General features: G+C 73.6%; 16 protein-coding genes. 11 read left to right on the forward strand and 5 right to left on the reverse strand.

Translation table 11 applies throughout. The features are described 5' to 3' along the window. Positions 1-3 precede the first annotated feature (3 nt). Both AC29IT_RS18745 and AC29IT_RS18750 read right to left on the reverse strand, forming a co-directional pair. Positions 4-1,164 (reverse strand): MAB_1171c family putative transporter, encoded by a 1,161-nt coding sequence (locus AC29IT_RS18745; RefSeq protein ID WP_488219618.1) that lies wholly within the window; start codon positions 1,162-1,164, stop codon positions 4-6. Next, entirely contained in the window at positions 1,146-1,676 is a 531-nt protein-coding gene (locus AC29IT_RS18750; RefSeq protein WP_488219619.1) for a hypothetical protein, read from the reverse strand. The genes AC29IT_RS18745 and AC29IT_RS18750 overlap by 19 nt, the downstream gene beginning before the upstream one ends. A gap of 325 nt (positions 1,677-2,001) precedes the next feature. Here AC29IT_RS18750 and AC29IT_RS18755 point away from each other — a divergent pair, with 325 nt between their 5' ends. Further along, entirely contained in the window at positions 2,002-2,190 is a 189-nt protein-coding gene (locus tag AC29IT_RS18755; RefSeq protein ID WP_488219620.1) for a class II aldolase/adducin family protein, read from the forward strand. Here the strand turns inward: AC29IT_RS18755 and AC29IT_RS18760 are convergent, their stop codons facing one another. Then, complete coding sequence (locus AC29IT_RS18760) at positions 2,191-3,273, reverse strand: amidohydrolase family protein (protein WP_488219621.1); 1,083 nt, start codon at positions 3,271-3,273, stop codon at positions 2,191-2,193. Positions 3,274-3,391: 118 nt separating this feature from the next. Here AC29IT_RS18760 and AC29IT_RS18765 point away from each other — a divergent pair, with 118 nt between their 5' ends. Beyond that, complete coding sequence (locus tag AC29IT_RS18765) at positions 3,392-4,000, forward strand: TetR-like C-terminal domain-containing protein (protein WP_488219622.1); 609 nt, start codon at positions 3,392-3,394, stop codon at positions 3,998-4,000. 54 nt (positions 4,001-4,054) lie between these two features. On the opposite strand, the gene AC29IT_RS18770 is transcribed toward AC29IT_RS18765, so the two are convergent. Next, positions 4,055-6,322: a GH92 family glycosyl hydrolase gene (locus AC29IT_RS18770; RefSeq protein WP_488219623.1), complete on the reverse strand. Its 2,268-nt coding sequence runs from the start codon at positions 6,320-6,322 to the stop codon at positions 4,055-4,057. Between the two features lie 561 nt (positions 6,323-6,883). Continuing rightward, positions 6,884-7,453 (reverse strand): TetR/AcrR family transcriptional regulator, encoded by a 570-nt coding sequence (locus tag AC29IT_RS18775; RefSeq protein WP_358439430.1) that lies wholly within the window; start codon positions 7,451-7,453, stop codon positions 6,884-6,886. Between the two features lie 220 nt (positions 7,454-7,673). Here AC29IT_RS18775 and AC29IT_RS18780 point away from each other — a divergent pair, with 220 nt between their 5' ends. The 9 genes from AC29IT_RS18780 to AC29IT_RS18820 all read left to right on the forward strand — a co-directional run bounded on the left by AC29IT_RS18780 (position 7,674) and on the right by AC29IT_RS18820 (position 16,379). Beyond that, entirely contained in the window at positions 7,674-8,207 is a 534-nt protein-coding gene (locus AC29IT_RS18780; protein ID WP_358439433.1) for a DUF4242 domain-containing protein, read from the forward strand. A 1-nt stretch (position 8,208) separates the two neighbouring features. After that, on the forward strand, positions 8,209-9,276 hold the full coding sequence (locus AC29IT_RS18785; protein WP_488219624.1) for a hypothetical protein: 1,068 nt from the start codon (positions 8,209-8,211) through the stop codon (positions 9,274-9,276). Further along, entirely contained in the window at positions 9,252-9,986 is a 735-nt protein-coding gene (locus AC29IT_RS18790; protein WP_488219625.1) for an ABC transporter ATP-binding protein, read from the forward strand. The genes AC29IT_RS18785 and AC29IT_RS18790 overlap by 25 nt, the downstream gene beginning before the upstream one ends. Beyond that, positions 9,983-11,158 (forward strand): ABC transporter substrate-binding protein, encoded by a 1,176-nt coding sequence (locus AC29IT_RS18795; protein WP_358439440.1) that lies wholly within the window; start codon positions 9,983-9,985, stop codon positions 11,156-11,158. The genes AC29IT_RS18790 and AC29IT_RS18795 overlap by 4 nt, the downstream gene beginning before the upstream one ends. Continuing rightward, positions 11,155-11,955: an ABC transporter permease gene (locus AC29IT_RS18800; RefSeq protein ID WP_488219626.1), complete on the forward strand. Its 801-nt coding sequence runs from the start codon at positions 11,155-11,157 to the stop codon at positions 11,953-11,955. The genes AC29IT_RS18795 and AC29IT_RS18800 overlap by 4 nt, the downstream gene beginning before the upstream one ends. Positions 11,956-12,052: 97 nt before the next feature. Further along, positions 12,053-13,480: an alpha/beta hydrolase gene (locus AC29IT_RS18805; RefSeq protein ID WP_488219627.1), complete on the forward strand. Its 1,428-nt coding sequence runs from the start codon at positions 12,053-12,055 to the stop codon at positions 13,478-13,480. Between the two features lie 228 nt (positions 13,481-13,708). Then, positions 13,709-14,548: an ABC transporter permease gene (locus tag AC29IT_RS18810; RefSeq protein WP_358439448.1), complete on the forward strand. Its 840-nt coding sequence runs from the start codon at positions 13,709-13,711 to the stop codon at positions 14,546-14,548. Positions 14,549-14,572: 24 nt separating this feature from the next. Then, positions 14,573-15,607: a taurine ABC transporter substrate-binding protein gene (locus AC29IT_RS18815; RefSeq protein ID WP_488219628.1), complete on the forward strand. Its 1,035-nt coding sequence runs from the start codon at positions 14,573-14,575 to the stop codon at positions 15,605-15,607. Continuing rightward, positions 15,600-16,379 (forward strand): ABC transporter ATP-binding protein, encoded by a 780-nt coding sequence (locus AC29IT_RS18820; RefSeq protein ID WP_488219629.1) that lies wholly within the window; start codon positions 15,600-15,602, stop codon positions 16,377-16,379. Before AC29IT_RS18815 ends, AC29IT_RS18820 begins: the two co-directional genes overlap by 8 nt. Positions 16,380-16,446: the final 67 nt, after the last annotated feature.

The following is a 16,446-nucleotide window of genomic DNA, read 5'->3' on the forward strand; positions in this document are numbered from 1 at the left end:
TGCTCAGCGACCCGCGGGCTGCGAACGCTCCGCGCGGCGGAAGTCGAGCGCCGGCGCCGCCTCGTACTCCTCGGCGACCATCAGCAGGAAGCGGATCTCCGAATCCAGATCAGCCCCACCGGGCAGCGGCGCCGAACTCCCGGCCGCCACGGCGCCCTGCGCCCGGACGTCCTCCGCCGCCCGCAGCCAGCAGGCCAGCACCGCCGCCGCCACCCGGCTCGGCGGCACCCCCGTCGACACCACGTGCGCGCGCGCCCGCTCGACCAGTTCGGCCGAGCAGTGCCCGCTCAACAGCAGCACCGCATCCCGGATCTCGATCACGAGCCGGTAGCACGCCAGCTCCACGGCGGCACGCGACCGGAACACCTCCCGCCCCGCAGCAGCGACCGGAACACGCCGGACCTCGGGCACCCCGGCGGTGATCTCCGCCCACAACGGCAGCAGGCGCCGCAGAACCCGGCGCTTGGCCGAGGACCCGCGCACCTCGGCCCACAGCGGGGCGGATACCCCCACCGCGAAGCACCCGGCCTGCACCCCGGTGACGAAGGGCGCGACCGACAGCGGCGACGACTCCCCCGTCGAGGCCGCGAACGCCGCCAGCGGGCAGAGCACGAGAACCGACAGGAAGAAACCCGCCCCGTACGCGAGCAGACCGAACCGCGCCCCACCCGATCCCCCGCGCACGCCCGCACGCACGCACAACCCGCACGCCACCGCGTGCGCGACGACGTGCAGCAGCAGAAAACCCGACCAGTAGCTGTCCAGCACCGCGACCGGCACCGGCGAACCTGCGAAACCGACCGCGGACAGATCGGAGCGGACCAGCAGCGAGACCACCACGGCCCCACCGGCCCACAGCAGCGACCTCCGAGCGCCACGCACCTGAAGGAAAGCCGAGAAGCCGTGGAGCACCAGGCAGGAACTCGTCACCGCGATCGAATTGCGCAGCACGTGCACCGCCTGCGCGCTCAGCGCGGACTCGCGCAACCACGTGCAGGAAGCGTCGGTGTGCAGCGTCATCGTCGTCGCGAGCCCGGCTCCGACGAGCCAGAACACCCGGGTCCGGCGCTGCCGCACCGCCTGCGGTGCGCGGAACAGGACCGCGAGCCAGAGCGCCCCGATGCCCGCGAACTCCATCATCGAGCTCACCGCAGCGGCGGCCACGGGGTCACCGCGAACCCGAACGCCTCCTCGATTCCGCCCACCCGCACCGGAGTCGGCAGAATTCGGCTGCCCAGCAGCACCGCGATCTCCTCCGCCTCCCGCTCGGCCGCGGCACCGTGCCCGCCGTGCGAGCGGGCCAGCAACCGGGACACCGTTCCCGGGTCGAGGTCCGGGACCATCCGCCGAAATTGCGCAGCCCGCCGCTCCGAGTGATCAGCGGGTTCCGCTCCACCGTGCGCGAGGATGTGGCCGATCTCGTGCAGGATGATGTGCTTTCGGTGCAGTTCGCTGGTACGCGGCTCGACGAAAACGTAGTCGGTGTCCGCGGCTTCCACCCAGAGCCCGTGCGGACGGGCCGAATTCGCCACCCCCGGAAAGGGGAGCACGCGCAGCGGACGTTTCCGGCGCGCGGAGATGCACTCGATCAACTCTTCCATCGAACAGACGGCAGGCAGCGCCAATTCCTTGATCAGCCTGCGAAAACGCGCGCGCGAACGCCACCCCTCCAGCACCGGAAGCCCTCCCCGGTCACATGTCCACCCCAGTACGCTGAGCACTCTGTCCGACACTTTCCGCTACAGTCAATGCCTCCTGCGTCACAGCGCACGAAAATCGCGCCCCCTTAACAGAAGGTTCACGTTCTCACGAACGATTTCCAGATAATGGGCGAAATGGCGCGGCACCGCGCGGAAATGGAGCAGGCGCCCGGTCCCGGTGTCGGCACCGGGACCACCGCGATCAGGCGGCGGGGCCGATCTCGATGCACGCGCCGGACACCGCGGACCTTGTTCGCAGTACGCCCGCTCCCACGCCGGCGCCGCCGTCGGCCCGCACGTCGTGATCGTCGAGCACGTCGAGACCGGCACCGTCCCCAGGTCCGACGTGGAGTCCATCGTGCACCTCGAAGGGCCGCGGCCCTCGAAGGAGTTCCCGCTACGCGGGGCCTCCTACCGCCGCGACCCGGCCCCCACCGCGGTCGTGCACCTGCACTCCAGGCACGGCACCCCGTGGGACGCGTCGGCCTGATCAGGCGGCGGGTTCGACCTCGATGCCGGCGCACCAGATCCGGCGGAGCGCCCGGGTGGCGGTGATGTCGGCGAGCGGATCGCCGTCGACGAGCACCAGGTCGGCGCGCAGTCCCGGGGCGATGCTCCCCCGGTCGGCGAGCCCGAAGTACCGGGCGGGCAGCGAGGTCGCCGCGCGCAGCGCCTCCAGCGGGGTGAGCCCGGCCGCCACCAGCAGTTCCAGCTCGTGGTGCAGGCTGCTGCCGTGCGGCACCGGCGACGGCGACCCGGGCTGGGTGTTCGCGTCGGTCCCGGCGAGCACCGGAACCCCGGCGCGGTGCAGCGCGCCGACGCTGCGCGGCGCGGCCTCGTAGGCCTGCGGGAATCCCTTGGCGGTGGCGATGCCCTCCATCATGGCCAGCGTCGGCACGGCCACCGTCCCGGCCGCGACGGCGCGGGCGATGTCGGCCTCGGCCAGCGGGGCGCCCAGCGGGGTGTGCGTGACGATGTCGGCGCCGACGTCCAGGGCCAGTGCCCAGGCGCCGGGCGTGCTGGCGTGCGCGACGACCTGCTCGCCCTGCTCGTGCGCGGCTTCGACGAGGGCGACCGCGGTGTCCCGGTCCGGGCCGCCGTCGCCCGGGGCCTCCAGCACGATCTTGATGTAGTCGGAGCCTTCGGCGACGCGCGCCCGCACGAAGCGGCGCGCCTCGGCCGGGTCGTGCAGCACGGCCTCCGCGGGCATGCCGGGGATGTGGTTGTGCGGGCCGGACGGCCCGATCCCGGGGGTGCCCGCGCTGCGGATGTCGGCGGCGCCGGTCGTGCCGCGCAGCGCGTCGACGAAGTCGGCGGGCCAGGACGCCATGTCCAGGCCGGTCGTCACCCCGTGCTCGGCGAGCCGCCGCAGCGTTTCCGGGCCCTGCAGGTGGACGTGCGCGTCGATCAGGCCGGGCAGCAGCACCGCGCCGCCGCCGTCGACGACCTGCGCGCCGCGCTCGTCGCCGCCGATCAGGCCCGCGTCCAGCACGACGGTGGTGGGCTCCCCGATGCGGTGGCCGTCGAAGGGCCGGACGTCGCGCAGGGCGATCTTCGCGGGCTGGGTGCTCATGTGCGACTCCCATTTAAGAGACATGTCTGTTCACTAAGAACACCGTACGCTCGCCCCCCTCGCGACGCGCGGCGGGCCGGGCTACGCGCACCCCTGCCTCGGGGGCTATACAGGTCGGGTGAGCACCGCACCCCACGAGGACTCCGCGCCACGGCCCCGCAGGCGGGGCGCGGCGCTGCTCCACGCGATCTACCTGACCACGCTGGAAGAACTGGCGCACACCAGCTTCGAAGAGCTCAGCTTCGACAAGATCGCCACCAAGGCGGGCGCGGGCAAGGCCTCGCTGTACCGGCGCTGGAGCAGCCCCGCCGAACTGGTGCTGGCCGCGCTCGCCGACCCGGTCACCGGCTTCGCCGAGACCCCCGACCCGCGGACCGGCTCGCTGCGCGACGACCTGGTGGCGGTGCTGAGCGGGCTCGCCGCCGCGCTGGACGAACCGCAGGGCCGCGCGCTGCGGCCGCTGCTGACGCAGAGCTCCCGGCACCCCGAGCTCTACGAGCGGGTGTTCCAGCAGGTCGTCGAGCCCCGGCAGGAGCTGCTGCTGCGGATCCTGCGCGCAGGCGCCGAACGCGGCGAAGCCGACCCGGACGCGATCACCCCGCGCATCGCCGCCGTGGGCCCCCGCCTGGTGATCGTCGAGCACGTCAAGACCGGCACCGTCCCCCGGTCCGAAGTGGAATCCATCGTGGACGAAGTGCTGCTGCGCCTGCTCGCACCCCGCCGCTGACGCGGATCGAGGCCCCCGGCGGGAACCGGAGGCCTCGATCGGATCAGCGCGGGATCAGCCGAACGACGGCGGCGCGTCCTCCGGAGCGCTGCCCCACCCGGTGTTCGGCTCGGCGCCGAGGGTGTAGTCGAGCGTGCCGCCGTCGGCGACGAACCGCTCGGACAGCCACGGCTTCCCGGTCCGCTCCCCGTTCACCGACAGGTCCTGCACGTACTTCGCGTCCTGCGACGCGTCGGGCGCGTTGACGGTGATGGTGGTGCCGTTGCCCCGGTCGATGCTGATCGACGGGAACAGCGGGCTGGCCAGCACCAGGTCCGCGCGGCCCGGCGCCTCCGGGTACATGCCCAGCGCCGCCCACACCGACCAGGACGACATCTGGCCGAGGTCGTCGTTGCCGACGAGGCCGTCGGGTTCGGCGCTGAACAGCTCGGTCAGCGCCCGGCGCACCACGTCCTGCGTCTTGTGCGGCTGCCCGGCGTAGGCGTAGGCCCACGGGGTGTTCGCGGACGGCTCGTTGCCGAGGTACGCGTGCGGTTCCTCCGGTCCGGCGTTGAGCTCGGCGAAGAACTCGTCGAGCCGCGCCCCGGCCTGCTCGTTCCCGCCCATCCGGTCGAACAGCCCCGCGTGGTCGAACGGCACCATCCAGGCGTACTGGGCGGCGTTGCCCTCCACGTAGCCGTCCTGCTGGGCGAGGTCGAACTCGGGCCAGGACCCGTCCGCCTTGCGCGGCTGGATCCAGCCGCTGTCCGGGTTGACCAGGTTCTGCCAGTTCCGCGCGCGCTGCTGGAACTCGTCGCGCGCCCCGGTGTCGCCGATCCGGTCGGCGAACTGGGAGATGGCGAAGTCGGAGCTGGTGTACTCCAGCGTCGTCGACACCGAGCCCCACGATTCCTCGTCCTCGGCGGGGATGTAGCCGAGTTCGCCGTACTGCTCGTGCACCGGCCGCTCGTCCTCGTTCGCCGCCCCGGCGCGCATCCGCTCCAGCGCCCGGCCGGTGTCGAAGTCGGTGGCGCCGAACGCGTGCGCGCTGGAGATCATGATCGGCAGCGGGTCGCCGGTCATCACGCCGGTGCCGCCGTTGGCGACGGTCCAGCGGTCGAAGTAACCGCCCTGCGCGGACTGGTTCACCGCGGACTGCGCGATGTCCGAGGCGATGTCCGGGGCGATCAGCGCGACCAGCTGGGTCTGCGAGCGGTACACGTCCCAGCCGGAGTAGTTGGCGTACTGGACGTGACCCTGCTCGGCCTGGTGCACCTCGCCGTCGAAACCGGTGTAGTTCCCGTCGACGTCGCTGAACACGTTGGGGTGCAGCAGCGAGTGGTACAGCCCGGTGTAGAGCCGCCGCCGGTCCTGGTCGCTGCCGCCGCCGACGTCGATCCGGCCGAGCATCTCGTTCCACGCCGCGCGGGTGCCGTCGCGGACCTGGTCGAGCCCGCGGTCGCCGAGCTCCGCCGCGGCGTTGGCCTTCGCGCCGTCCAGGCTGACGAACGACATGCCGACGCGGGCGGTGACGGTGCGTTCGGCGCCCGGGTCGAAGGAGACGAAGGCCTGCGCGCCGTCGTCCTGCGCCTGCTGCCGGTTCGCGGCCCCGGTGCCCGATCCGGAGATCTCCTTCGCCGAGGTGTCGACCCGGCCGTCGCGGACGACGCCGCTGCTGGTGAAGTCGTGGTCGAACTCGGCGTGGAAGTAAACGCGGTATTCGTTGGAGCCGCCGCAGAATCCGCCGCCGTCGCTGTAACCGTCGATGCTGTTGCCGTTGATGGTCAGCGAGCCCGATGCGTCGTTGAACGCCTTCGCCGCGTCGATCGACAGCGAGGCGGTCTCGCCCTCGGGGTAGGTGAACCGGGCGAGGCCCGCGCGCTGGGTCGCGGTGAGCTCGGTGCGCAGCCCGTTGTCGAAGGTGACGTCGTAGGCGCCGGGCGAGGCCGACTCGTTCTCGTGCGAGAACGGGTAGTCCGGTGCCGGGGCGTCGCCGAGCGTCGGCAGGAACGGGATGTTGCCGAAGTCCCCGCACCCGGCGCCGGAGATGTGGGTGAGGCTGAACCCGCGGATCCGGTCGTCCTCGTACTGGTAGCCGCCGTGCTGGTACTCGGCGGTGTCCGGGCTCCACTGCATCATCCCGAACGGCGCGACCGCGCCGGGGAAGGTGTTGCCCGCTCCCCCGCCGTGGCCGAAGTCGGGACCACCCGGCTTGGTGCCGGTGAACGGGTTGACGTACTGCGCCGGGTCTTCGACGCCCGGCGCGGCCGGGGCGGCGACGGCCGGGACCGCGGAGCCCGGCAGGGCCAGTGCAGTGACCAGTCCGACGGCTCCGGCCAGCATCGATCTGTTCCGGCCGGATGTGCGTCTGCGCCTGGAGGTGCGCATCGTGCTCCTCTCCTGGGAGGTCGGGGCGGTTCGGTGCCGGACGAGGCGGATCCGCGCCACGGCGAACGGGGACGACCGCGGTTCCGCGGACGCGGAACGGGTCGGGTGGAATCGGAATTGTTCGCGGCGGGCCGAGTTCGCGGATTTTCCCGTTCAGGCCCGAGGAATCACGGACCGCATTCCGGCGGCCGTTTCCCGTCGATCATCGAGGCGGATTCGGTGGTGCGTGCGGCGACGGCCCGCCCGGCCACGGCAGCGGCGCGACCACCGGGAACACCGCGCGGAATCCTCGGAGGCAGCGGGAAGAACAGCCCGGATCGCGCACAGATCCCCCATGACAACGTTGTCCATCGCGGCGAGATCAACCGTACAGATCGGACTCGGCGACGGCAATCATCCGCGCTGCGTGCGCCGCCCGGAGCAGCGGATTCCGGATGCGTTTCCATCCGTTCAGGGCAATGCGCGCACCCGCGCTCCCACATTTCCCAGTAAAAGGGGAAATCCCGGGAACGGCGGTCAGTTCGGGAGCAGCTCGGCGGCGAGCCGCTTGCCCAGTTCGATCGGTTCGGTGCCGCGGCTGAACTTGGAGCCCGCGACCGCGCCGTCGTAGATCAGCCGGATCCGCTCGGCGGTCGCTTCGGGATCGGCGGCACCCGACCGGGCGGCGAGGTCCACGAGCAGCTCGTGCAGCCAGGTGCGATGCCGGTCGATGGCGGCGCGCGCCGGGTGCTGCGGATCGGGGAACTCGGTGGCGGCGTTGAGGTAGAGGCAGCCGCGGAACCGCCGGTTCAACGCGGCGCCGTGCGCGAGGTCGAACAGCGCCAGGACCTTCTCGCGCGGCGAGTCCAGTTCGGCGGCGGCCTTCTCCCACTTGCCGCGGTCGGCCTCGTCCTGGTCGTCGAGGTAGGCGGCGATGAGGCCGTCCTTGGAGCCGTAGGCGTGGTAGAGGCTGGCCCGCGCGACCCCGGCCTCGGCGAGCACCCGGTCGATGCCGACCGCGCGGATGCCCTCCCGCACGAACAGGGTTCCGGCCGCGTCCAGGAGTCGCTGGGCGGGGGCGGCTGCGCCGGATCGCGTGGTGGCCATGGACACAGCCTAACATCGATGGACAGAACGATCGGTCTAGCTCTAGGGTGGTGGCATGCCAGGTTCGGAGCTCGTGCGGCGGTTGCAGGTGGACCTGCTCCGCATCGCCAGCGCGATCTGTCCCGCTCCCCTGGCCTGAACCCCTCTCGCGCCATCCGCGCGGACGACGTGTCCCGTCGTCCGCTGCCGCGCATCCCCCTGCCCGCACGGAGGCTCCGCCATGTCCTTGTTCCTGTACGAGATCGTGCCCGCCGACGACGCCCGCCAGCGGACCGAGCAGCTGCTCGCCGCCTTCGACTCCGCCGCGCGCGACGCGGGCGCCGAACTGATCGAATCGCAGGTCACCGGCGCGCGGGACCGGGTGTTCGCCGTGGTGGAGGCCGCGGACGACGCCGACCTCGCCGCCCTCCGCGGCGAGCGGCTGCCCGAGGTCGCCGAGCTGTCCGGCCCGCACCTGGTCCGCCTGGTCGGCGCCGACCTCGCCGACGTCAAGGCGGCCCGCCCCGAAGCCGGCTACCTCGTCGAGTGGGACTTCCCCGCCGACCTGGACATGGACACCTACCTGGCGAACAAGAAGGCCAAGGCGCCCAAGTACGCCGAGGTGCCCGAGGTGACGTTCCTGCGCACCTACGTGCGCGAGGACATGGCCAAGTGCCTGTGCCTCTACGACGCCCCCGACGAGGGCGTCGTGCGCAAGGCGCGCGACGCCGTGAGCACGCCGATCGACCGGCTGCACACCTTGGACCGGGGCTGACATGACGGCGGCGCACACCACCCGGACCGGCGTGCCCGCGGACTACCCGGGCCGCGCCGAGGTCGCCGAGCACTTCGCCGACCGCGCCGCGGAACTGGACCGCGGCGACGCCGACGTGCGGCCCGGCCTGCGGTTCCTCGGGGAGCGCGGGCTGCTGGAGCTCGGGGCACCGGGCTGCGGCGGCGACCTCGCCACGATGCTGCTGCTCGTCGAGGACGTCGCGGCCGGGTGCCTGTCCTCGGCGTTCTCGCTGTGGGCGCAGCGGATGGTCGTCGAGTACGTGGCCCGCGGTCCCGCCGGTGCGGGAGCGGCGCGGGAACTGGGCGCGCTGCGCACCGGGTCCCGGATCGGCGTCACCGCGATGGCGCCCGCCATGAAGCACGTCGCCGGTATCGAACCGGTGCCGGTGCTGGCCGAGCGGACCGGCACCGGGGTGCGGCTGAACGGGCCCATCCGGTGGGCTTCGAACCTGTTCGACGGCGCGCTGGTGGTGGTCCCCGCCCGGTTCGCCGACGGCGGCGGGCTGATCGCGGCGCTGCGCGTCGGCGATCCGGGTGTGACCGTCCGCCCCGCGCCCGAGCTGCTGGCGCTCGGCGCGACCGGTTCCTCGTCGGTGGTTCTGTCCGAAGTGGACGTTCCGGCGGCGGACGTGCTCAGCGCGGACCTGACGGAGTTCGTGCGCGCGGTGCGGCCGACGTTCCTGCTGGTGCAGAGCGCGTTCTGCACCGGGCTCGCGGGCGCGTCCCGGCGGCAGGCGGCGACCGCGCTGGACGGGCTGAACGCCGAGTTCCGCCCGGACTTCGACGAGCTCGCCGCCGCGCACGACTCGGTGCGGTCCCGGCTGTTCGAGTTCGCCCGCGTCCCGCCGCGGCCCGCGGACCTGCTGCGGCTGCGGCTGGACGCGGCGCGCGCGGCCGGCGCGGCGAGCAGGCTGGAGGCGGCGGTGACCGGTGGCCGCGGCTACGCCGCCACCAGCCCCACGAGCCGCAGGCTGCGCGAGGCCGCCTTCCTCCCGATCCAGGCCCCGACGGAAGGACAACTGCGGTGGGAACTGTCACGGTCCGCCTGAGCGGCGCGGAGAAGTCGTACCCGCCGCACCACCGCAAGGTCCTCGACGGACTGGACCTGGTGGTGCGGGACGGGGAGTTCGTGGTGCTGCTGGGCCCCAGCGGCTGCGGCAAGTCCACGCTGCTGCGCATCCTCGCCGGACTGGAGTCCCTCGACGGCGGCGCGCTGGAGTGGGCCGGTGGCACCCGGCCCCCGATCGGTGCCGTGTTCCAGCAGCCGCACCTGATGCCGTGGCTGACGGCGCGGGACAACGTGCTGCTCGGCGGCCGCTACCGGGCCAACCGGGCGCGGTTCTCGCCGGACCGGGCGGCGGGGCTGATCGAGCGGCTCGGGCTCGCCGAGCTCGCCGATTCCTACCCGGACCGGCTCTCCGGCGGGCAGGCGCAGCGGGTCGCGGTCGCGCGGGCCGCGGCGATCGGCCCGGCGCTGCTGCTGCTCGACGAACCGTTCAGCGCGCTGGACCCGGCGGCGCGCGCCGACCTGCAGCGCTGGGTGCGGGCGAGCACCGACGACCTCGCGCTCACCTCGGTGCTGGTCACCCACGACGTGGACGAGGCGCTGCTGGTCGCCGACCGGATCGCGATGCTCGACGGTTCCGGGGCGGTGGCGCGGGAATGGCCGAACTCCCCCGGCACCGCGGACGGCCCGCTGCGGGAAGAACTGCTCGCGCACTACCCGGCGAGCCCCGTCGCCGCGGGAGCGGCCCGATGAGTCCGCTGTGGTCACGCCGGTCGCTGCTGCTGGGCGCCGGGGCGCTGGGCGCGGCCGCAGGTCTCGGCGCCACCGCCGACCTCGGGCTGAACGCGGCGCGGCACCGCGACGTCTCCTCCGGCGCACTGCGCATCGGTTACCTGCCGATCACCGACGCGGCACCGCTGCTGCTCGCGCACGGCAGCGGCCTGCTCGACGAGCACGGCACCGGGGCGGCGCGGCCGGTGAAGTTCCGCAGCTGGGCGTCGCTGGCCGAAGCGTTCCTCACCCGGCAGGTCGACGTGGTGCACCTGCTGATGCCGTTCGCGGTGCAGCTGCGCTACGCGATGGGCGCCGAATGCCGGGTGCTGGCCTGGAACCACACGAACGGCTCGGCGCTCACCGTCCGCCGCGACGTCGAACGCGTCGAGCAGCTCGCCGGGCACAAGGTCGCCATCCCGTTCTGGTGGTCCATCCACAACATCGTGCTGCAGCGGATGTTGCGCGCCGCCGGGCTCACCCCGGTGGTGCGGCAGCAGCCCTCCGCCGCGGACGGCACGGTGGAGCTGGTGGTGCTGAGCCCCTCCGACATGGTCCCCGCGCTGGACGGCGGCTCCGTCGGCGGCTACATCGTGGCCGACCCGTTCAACGCGATCGCCGAGATCAAGGGCGTGGGTCGCATCCTGCGGTTCGTCGGCGACGTGTGGCGCGACCACGCCTGCTGCGTGGTGCTCGCGCACCAGGACCTGCTGGACACCGCACCGGGCCGGGTGCAAGGCCTGGTGGACGCGCTGGCGCTCACCCAGCTCGGCCTCGCCCGCGATCGCGCGGGTGGCGCGCGGGCGCTCACCGGCGGGAAGTACCTGCCGCAGCCGCTGAAAGCGGTGTCGACGGCGTTGGAGTACCCGGCGGCCGACTACCCGCACGCCCTGCACCACCCGGAGTGGTCCGGGCAGCGCATCGGCTTCCAACCGTTCCCGTTCCCCGGCTTCACCGCGGAACTCGTCGAATCGATGCGCGCCACGGTCGTCGACGGCGACACCCGGTTCCTCGACGGCCTCCGCGCCGACGAGGTGCACGGGCAGCTCGTCGACGACCGGTTCGTCCGCGGCAGCCTGCGCCGCTTCGGCGGACCGGCCGCGTTCGGCCTGCCCGGCTCCCTGACCCGCAGCGAAGAGGTGAACCCCGCATGACCACGCTCTCCCCGCGCGGCGCCGAGGACACGAGCCCCGCCCGGACCGACCGGCCGAGTCTCGCGCACCGGGTCGGGCCGCCGCTGGTGGCGGTGCTGGTGGCCGTCGCGGTGTGGTGGCTGCTGACCGACGTGCTCACCGGCGACCGGCTGCTGTCGGCGTTCGCCCCGCAGCGCGCGGTGCCCGCGATCGGCGACCTGCTGGCCAGGGGCGTGCTGCTGCCGGACGTGGCGGCCAGCCTGTGGCGGCTGCTGCTGGGCATGCTCATCGCCGCGGTCGTCGGCGTCCCGGTCGGACTGCTCGTCGGGTCGCTGGACGTGGTGGAACGGGCGACGCGGCCGGTGTTCCAGTTCCTGCGGATGATCTCGCCGCTGTCCTGGGCACCGATTGCGGTCGCCGTGTTCGGCATCGGGCACCGGCCGGTCACGTTCCTGGTGGCGGCCGCGGCCGTGTGGCCGATCGTGCTCAACACCGCCGCCGGGGTGCACGCCGTCTCGCCCGGGCACGTGCGGGTGGCCCGGTCGCTCGGCGCGACCCGGTTCGAAGTGCTCACCAGCGTGGTGCTGCCGACCGCCCGGACCCACGTGCTGACCGGGCTGCGGCTGGCGCTCGGCATCGCGTGGGTGGTGCTGGTGCCCGCGGAGATGCTCGGCGTCGATTCCGGGCTGGGGTACCAGATCCTCAACTCCCGCGACCAGCTCGCCTACGACCAGGTGATGGCCGTGATCCTGGTGATCGGCGTCCTCGGCTACCTCCTCGACGCGCTCGCGCGCACGCTGCTGCGCCCCCGGCCGTGAGCACGGGCCCGCCCCGCGGGTGATCACCGCGTGGGACGATCTCGGGGTGGTGAGCGTCGTGCGTCCCGCTTCGTCGTGGCTGGTTCCCGTCCTGGCGGTGTTGCTGCTCGTGGGTGCCGGATTCGGGCTGGCCCAGGTCGATTCGGGCGTGATCCGCACGCGCGCCGTCGTCGACGGGGTGCCGATGGACCTGGTGCGCCCCGCCGCGCTGACCGGGACGGCTCCGGCGGTGGTCGTGGCGCACGGGCACGCCGCGAGCCGCCGGCTGATGGCCGACTGGGGGACGACGCTGGCGCGTTCCGGGTTCGTCGTCGCGCTGCCGGACTTCGCCGGGCACGGGGCGAACCGGACGCCGCTACCCGATGGCCCGGCGCGGGAACTCCGGCTCGCGGCGGACCTGGACGCGGCCGTCGGCATGCTGCGGCGGACGCCGCAGGTCGACCCGGACCGGATCGGGCTGGTCGGCCACTCCATGGGAGCGGGCGCGGTGTACCGGTTCGCCGCGGCGCACCCCGAGATCGCGGCGACGGTAGCGATCTCGCTGCCCGACGGTGCCGTGCCGGAGCCCGCGGCGGCACGGCACCTCCTGCTGCTGGTCGGCAGGCACGAGTTCCCGTCGTTCCACCGGGCCGCCGAGCAGGCCTCCCGGGCCGGGGCGCCGGGCGACCACCGGCCGGTCGAGGTCCTCCCCCGCGCCGAGCACCTCTCGATCCTCTTCGCGCCGCGGGCGCACGCGGACACCGCGCGGTGGTTGCAGAACTCGCTGGGCGTCGATGCTCCGCTCGGGAACGCCGCGGGCGAACGCATCCGGCCCGCGGTGCTGCTGTGGGCCGCGTTCGCGGTCGGCTTCGTGCCGTTCGCGCGCCGGATCGTCCGGCCCGCGGCCCCCGCGGACCAGGAATCCCCTGCCGCGCCGCCCGCGATCGCCGGTGCCGTCGCGGCCGGGCTCGCGGCCGGCTGGGCGGGCTCCGCGGCCGCCCCGGCCGGCTGGTCGCCGCTGGCGGTCGGCGGCGAGCTCGGGCTGTTCCTCGTGCTGTTCGGGCTCGGATTCGCCGCGGTGCCGCAACTTCGCCATCGAGTCCGATGTGGACGTTCAGGTTCGGCGTGGCGGTCGGTGGCGGTCGCCTGCTACGCGGCGCTGGCCGTCCTGCTGCCCATCGGGATCGGCGCGGCGGAGCCCGTGCCGCACGGCGCGCGCTGGTGGTGGACCCCGCTGCTGGTCGCGAGCGGCGGCATCGCCTGCGCAGCGGCGGAACTCGCGGCCCGCGGCCGACGCGGCGTGCGCCGGGACGGCGTGCGGGTGGCGGTGCTGGGATCCGCCGCGCTCGGCATCGCGGTGGCCGTCGGCGCGGGGCTGCTGCCCGGGTTCGTGGTCCTGATCGCTCCGCTGCTCGCGATGCTGCTGCTCTGGCACCTCGCGTGGGCCGCCGTGCTCGCCAGGGCCGGCGCCCCGTGGTGGCTGCCCGCCGTCGTCGGCGGCGTGCTGCTCGGCTGGCCGCTCGCCGCGGTCAGCCCGCTCGGCTGAGGGCTCCGTCCGGCAGCTGGGAGATCCACCCGAACCCTTGCGCGCGCGGCCCCCGCCGTGGTGGGCGGCGGGCGCCCGCGCGTCGACCGGCTGAGCTGGCACTTCCGCCCGAACCGGAGGAACCGGCCGCGCCCACGACGGTCCACATCGGAGCGCACCGCGACCGGCGCGATCCCGCATGCCGGACGGCATTGCCCGGCGCGCACCCCGGGTCCTAGCTTTCCCGCCGTGCTGACGCAGTGGGGAAGACCGAGGCAACAACCCGGACCGGCGCTGCGCGCGCTGCGCCCGTTCAGCGGACCGCTGCTGGGGCTCGGCGCCGTCGTAGTACTGGTGCTGGTGTGGCAGCTCGTCGCCGCGCTGCGGATCTGGCCCGAGCAGATCGTGCCCGCGCCCGCGCAGGTGTGGGCGCAGCTGCTGTCCACCAGCGACGCGGACAACGGCCAGTCCGGCTACGCCGGCTACACGCTGCTGGAACGGCTCGCGGTGAGCCTGCGCAGACTGGCCTACGGCGTCGGCTACGGCGTGCTGATCGGTATCGGTCTCGGCCTGGTGATGGGTCTGGTCCGGCCGGTGCGGGTGATGCTGGAACCGCTGGTCACGTTCATCCGCGCGCTACCGCCGCTGGCCTACCTGAGCCTGCTGGTCATCTGGTTCGGCATCGACGAGGAACCCAAGGTGTACCTGCTGATGGTGGCCTCGTTCCCACCGGTCGCCGTGGCCACCGCCGCCGCGGTCACCGGGGTCGGCAGGCAGTACGTGGAGGCCGCCGAAGCGCTCGGTGCGAGCAGGCTGCAAGTGGTCGCCTCGGTGGTCCTGCCCGCCTCGGTGCCCGAGATCCTCACCGGCGTGCGGCTCGCCGTCGGCATCGCCTACGGGTCGGTGGTGGCCGCGGAGACCGTGAACGGCGCCGACGGGCTCGGCGGCATGGTGCTCAACGCCCAGCGCTACAACCAGACCGCCGTGGTGATCCTCGGCCTGTTCGTCATCGGCATCACCGGACTCGTCATCGACCTGCTGATCGTCGCGGCGCGCCAAGCGCTGTCCCCGTGGCGCAGCCGCATCTGACCACCCCTTCCAGGAGGAGAACCCGTGCACCGGTTCAGCAGGCGCGCCGCGCTCGGCCTGTTCGGCGCCGCCGCGGCCGTCCCCGCGCTCAGCGCGTGCGGCGTCGGCGGCGAGACCGAGGAGGAGAAGGCCCGCAAGGTCCGGATCGCCTACCAGAACTTCGCCGACGGCACGCTGCTCGTCAAGGAGCAGCGCACCCTGGAGGACCGGTTCCCGGACCACGAGTTCGAGTGGACCGCGTTCGACTCCGGCGCGAGCATCAACACCGCGTTCCTCAGCGGTGCGCTGGACATCGCCGTCATCGGCAGCAGCCCGGCCGCGCAGGCGCTCAGCCCGCCGCTGGCCGTGCCGTACCAGATCGTCCAGCTGCTCAACGTGATCGGCAGCAGCGAGGCGCTCGTGGTGCGCGGTGACCGCGGCATCCGCGCGATCCCCGACCTGGTCGGGCGCAAGGTCGCCGCCCCGTTCAGCTCCACCGCGCACTACAGCCTGCTCGCCGCGCTGCGGCAGCACGGCGTCGACCCGGGCGGAGTCGACATCGTTGACCTGGAACCGCAGAACATCCAGGCGGCGTGGGAACGCGGCGACCTCGACGGCGCCTACCTGTGGACGCCGACGCTGACCGCGCTGCAGCGCACCGGGACGACGCTGGTGGACAGCGCGCAGCTCGCCGCCGCGGGCAAGCCGACGCTCACCTTCGCCGTGGCCGCCCGGGAATTCCTCGACCGCAGCCCCGACGTCGTGCAGGGCTGGCTGGACGCCACCGATGCGGCGATCCGGCAGATCCGCACCGATCCGCGGCCCGTCGCGGAAGCGGTGAGCAGGCAGCTCGGCAGCAGCGTGGACGACGCGCTCGGCCAGTTGCGGCAGAACCTCTACCTCGACCTGGACCAGCAGCGCGCCCCCGAGTACTTCGGCGACCCGCAGGCACCCGGTGCGCTCGCCGCGCGACTGCGCGACACCGCCGGATTCCTGCTGGAGCAGCGGAAGATCGACGCCCTGCCCGACCTCGCCACCTTCCAGCGCGCCCTGCGCATCCCGGAGCCCGCCCATGCCTGAACAGCCCCTCGTCGAGATCTCCGGCGCCACCCGTTCCTACGGCCGCGGCGGGAACGCCGTCACCGCGCTCGGGCCGCTGGACCTGCGCGTCGAGCGCGGCGAGTTCGTGGTGGTCGTGGGCCCGTCCGGCTCCGGCAAGAGCACCCTGCTGCGGCTGGTGTCCGGTTTCGAGCGGCCCAGCACCGGCGCGGTCGCCTTGGACGGGCGCGCTCCGGTGCCCGGCCGCGACGTGGGCGTGGTGTTCCAGCAACCCCGGTTGTTCCCGTGGCGCACGGTCGCCGGGAACCTGGACGTGGCGCTGCGCTGGGCCGGGGTACCGCGCGGGCAGCGCGCGCAGCCGCGCGCGGAACTGCTGGACCGGGTGGGCCTCGCCGAGATCGGCGGGCGGCGGGTCTGGGAGATCTCCGGCGGCCAGCAGCAGCGGGTCGCCATCGCCCGCGCCCTGGCCGGACGGCCGGACCTGCTGCTGCTCGACGAGCCGTTCGCGGCGCTCGACGCGCTCACCAGGGAACGCCTGCAGGAGGACCTGCGGTCGCTGACCGACGGCGCCGAGCAGGGCGCGGTGTTCGTGACGCACAGCGTCGACGAGGCCGTCTTCCTGGCCAGCAGGGTGATCGTGCTCAGCAACCGGCCCGGCCGGATCGAGCTGGATCTGCCGGTTCCGCTGCCGCGAAGCGGAGTTCCGGCCGACGAGCTGCGCGCCTCCGCGGAGTTCGCCCGGCTGCGCGGCGAGGTGTCCACCGCCGTCCGCGCCGCCCTCCAGCCCGCCTGATCCGGGCCCCGCAGGCGAACGGCCCGTTCGACCGCAGTGGCCGAACGGGCCGTTCCACCTCGCCGGG

This window comes from Saccharopolyspora sp. MMCC62, from assembly GCF_057736575.1.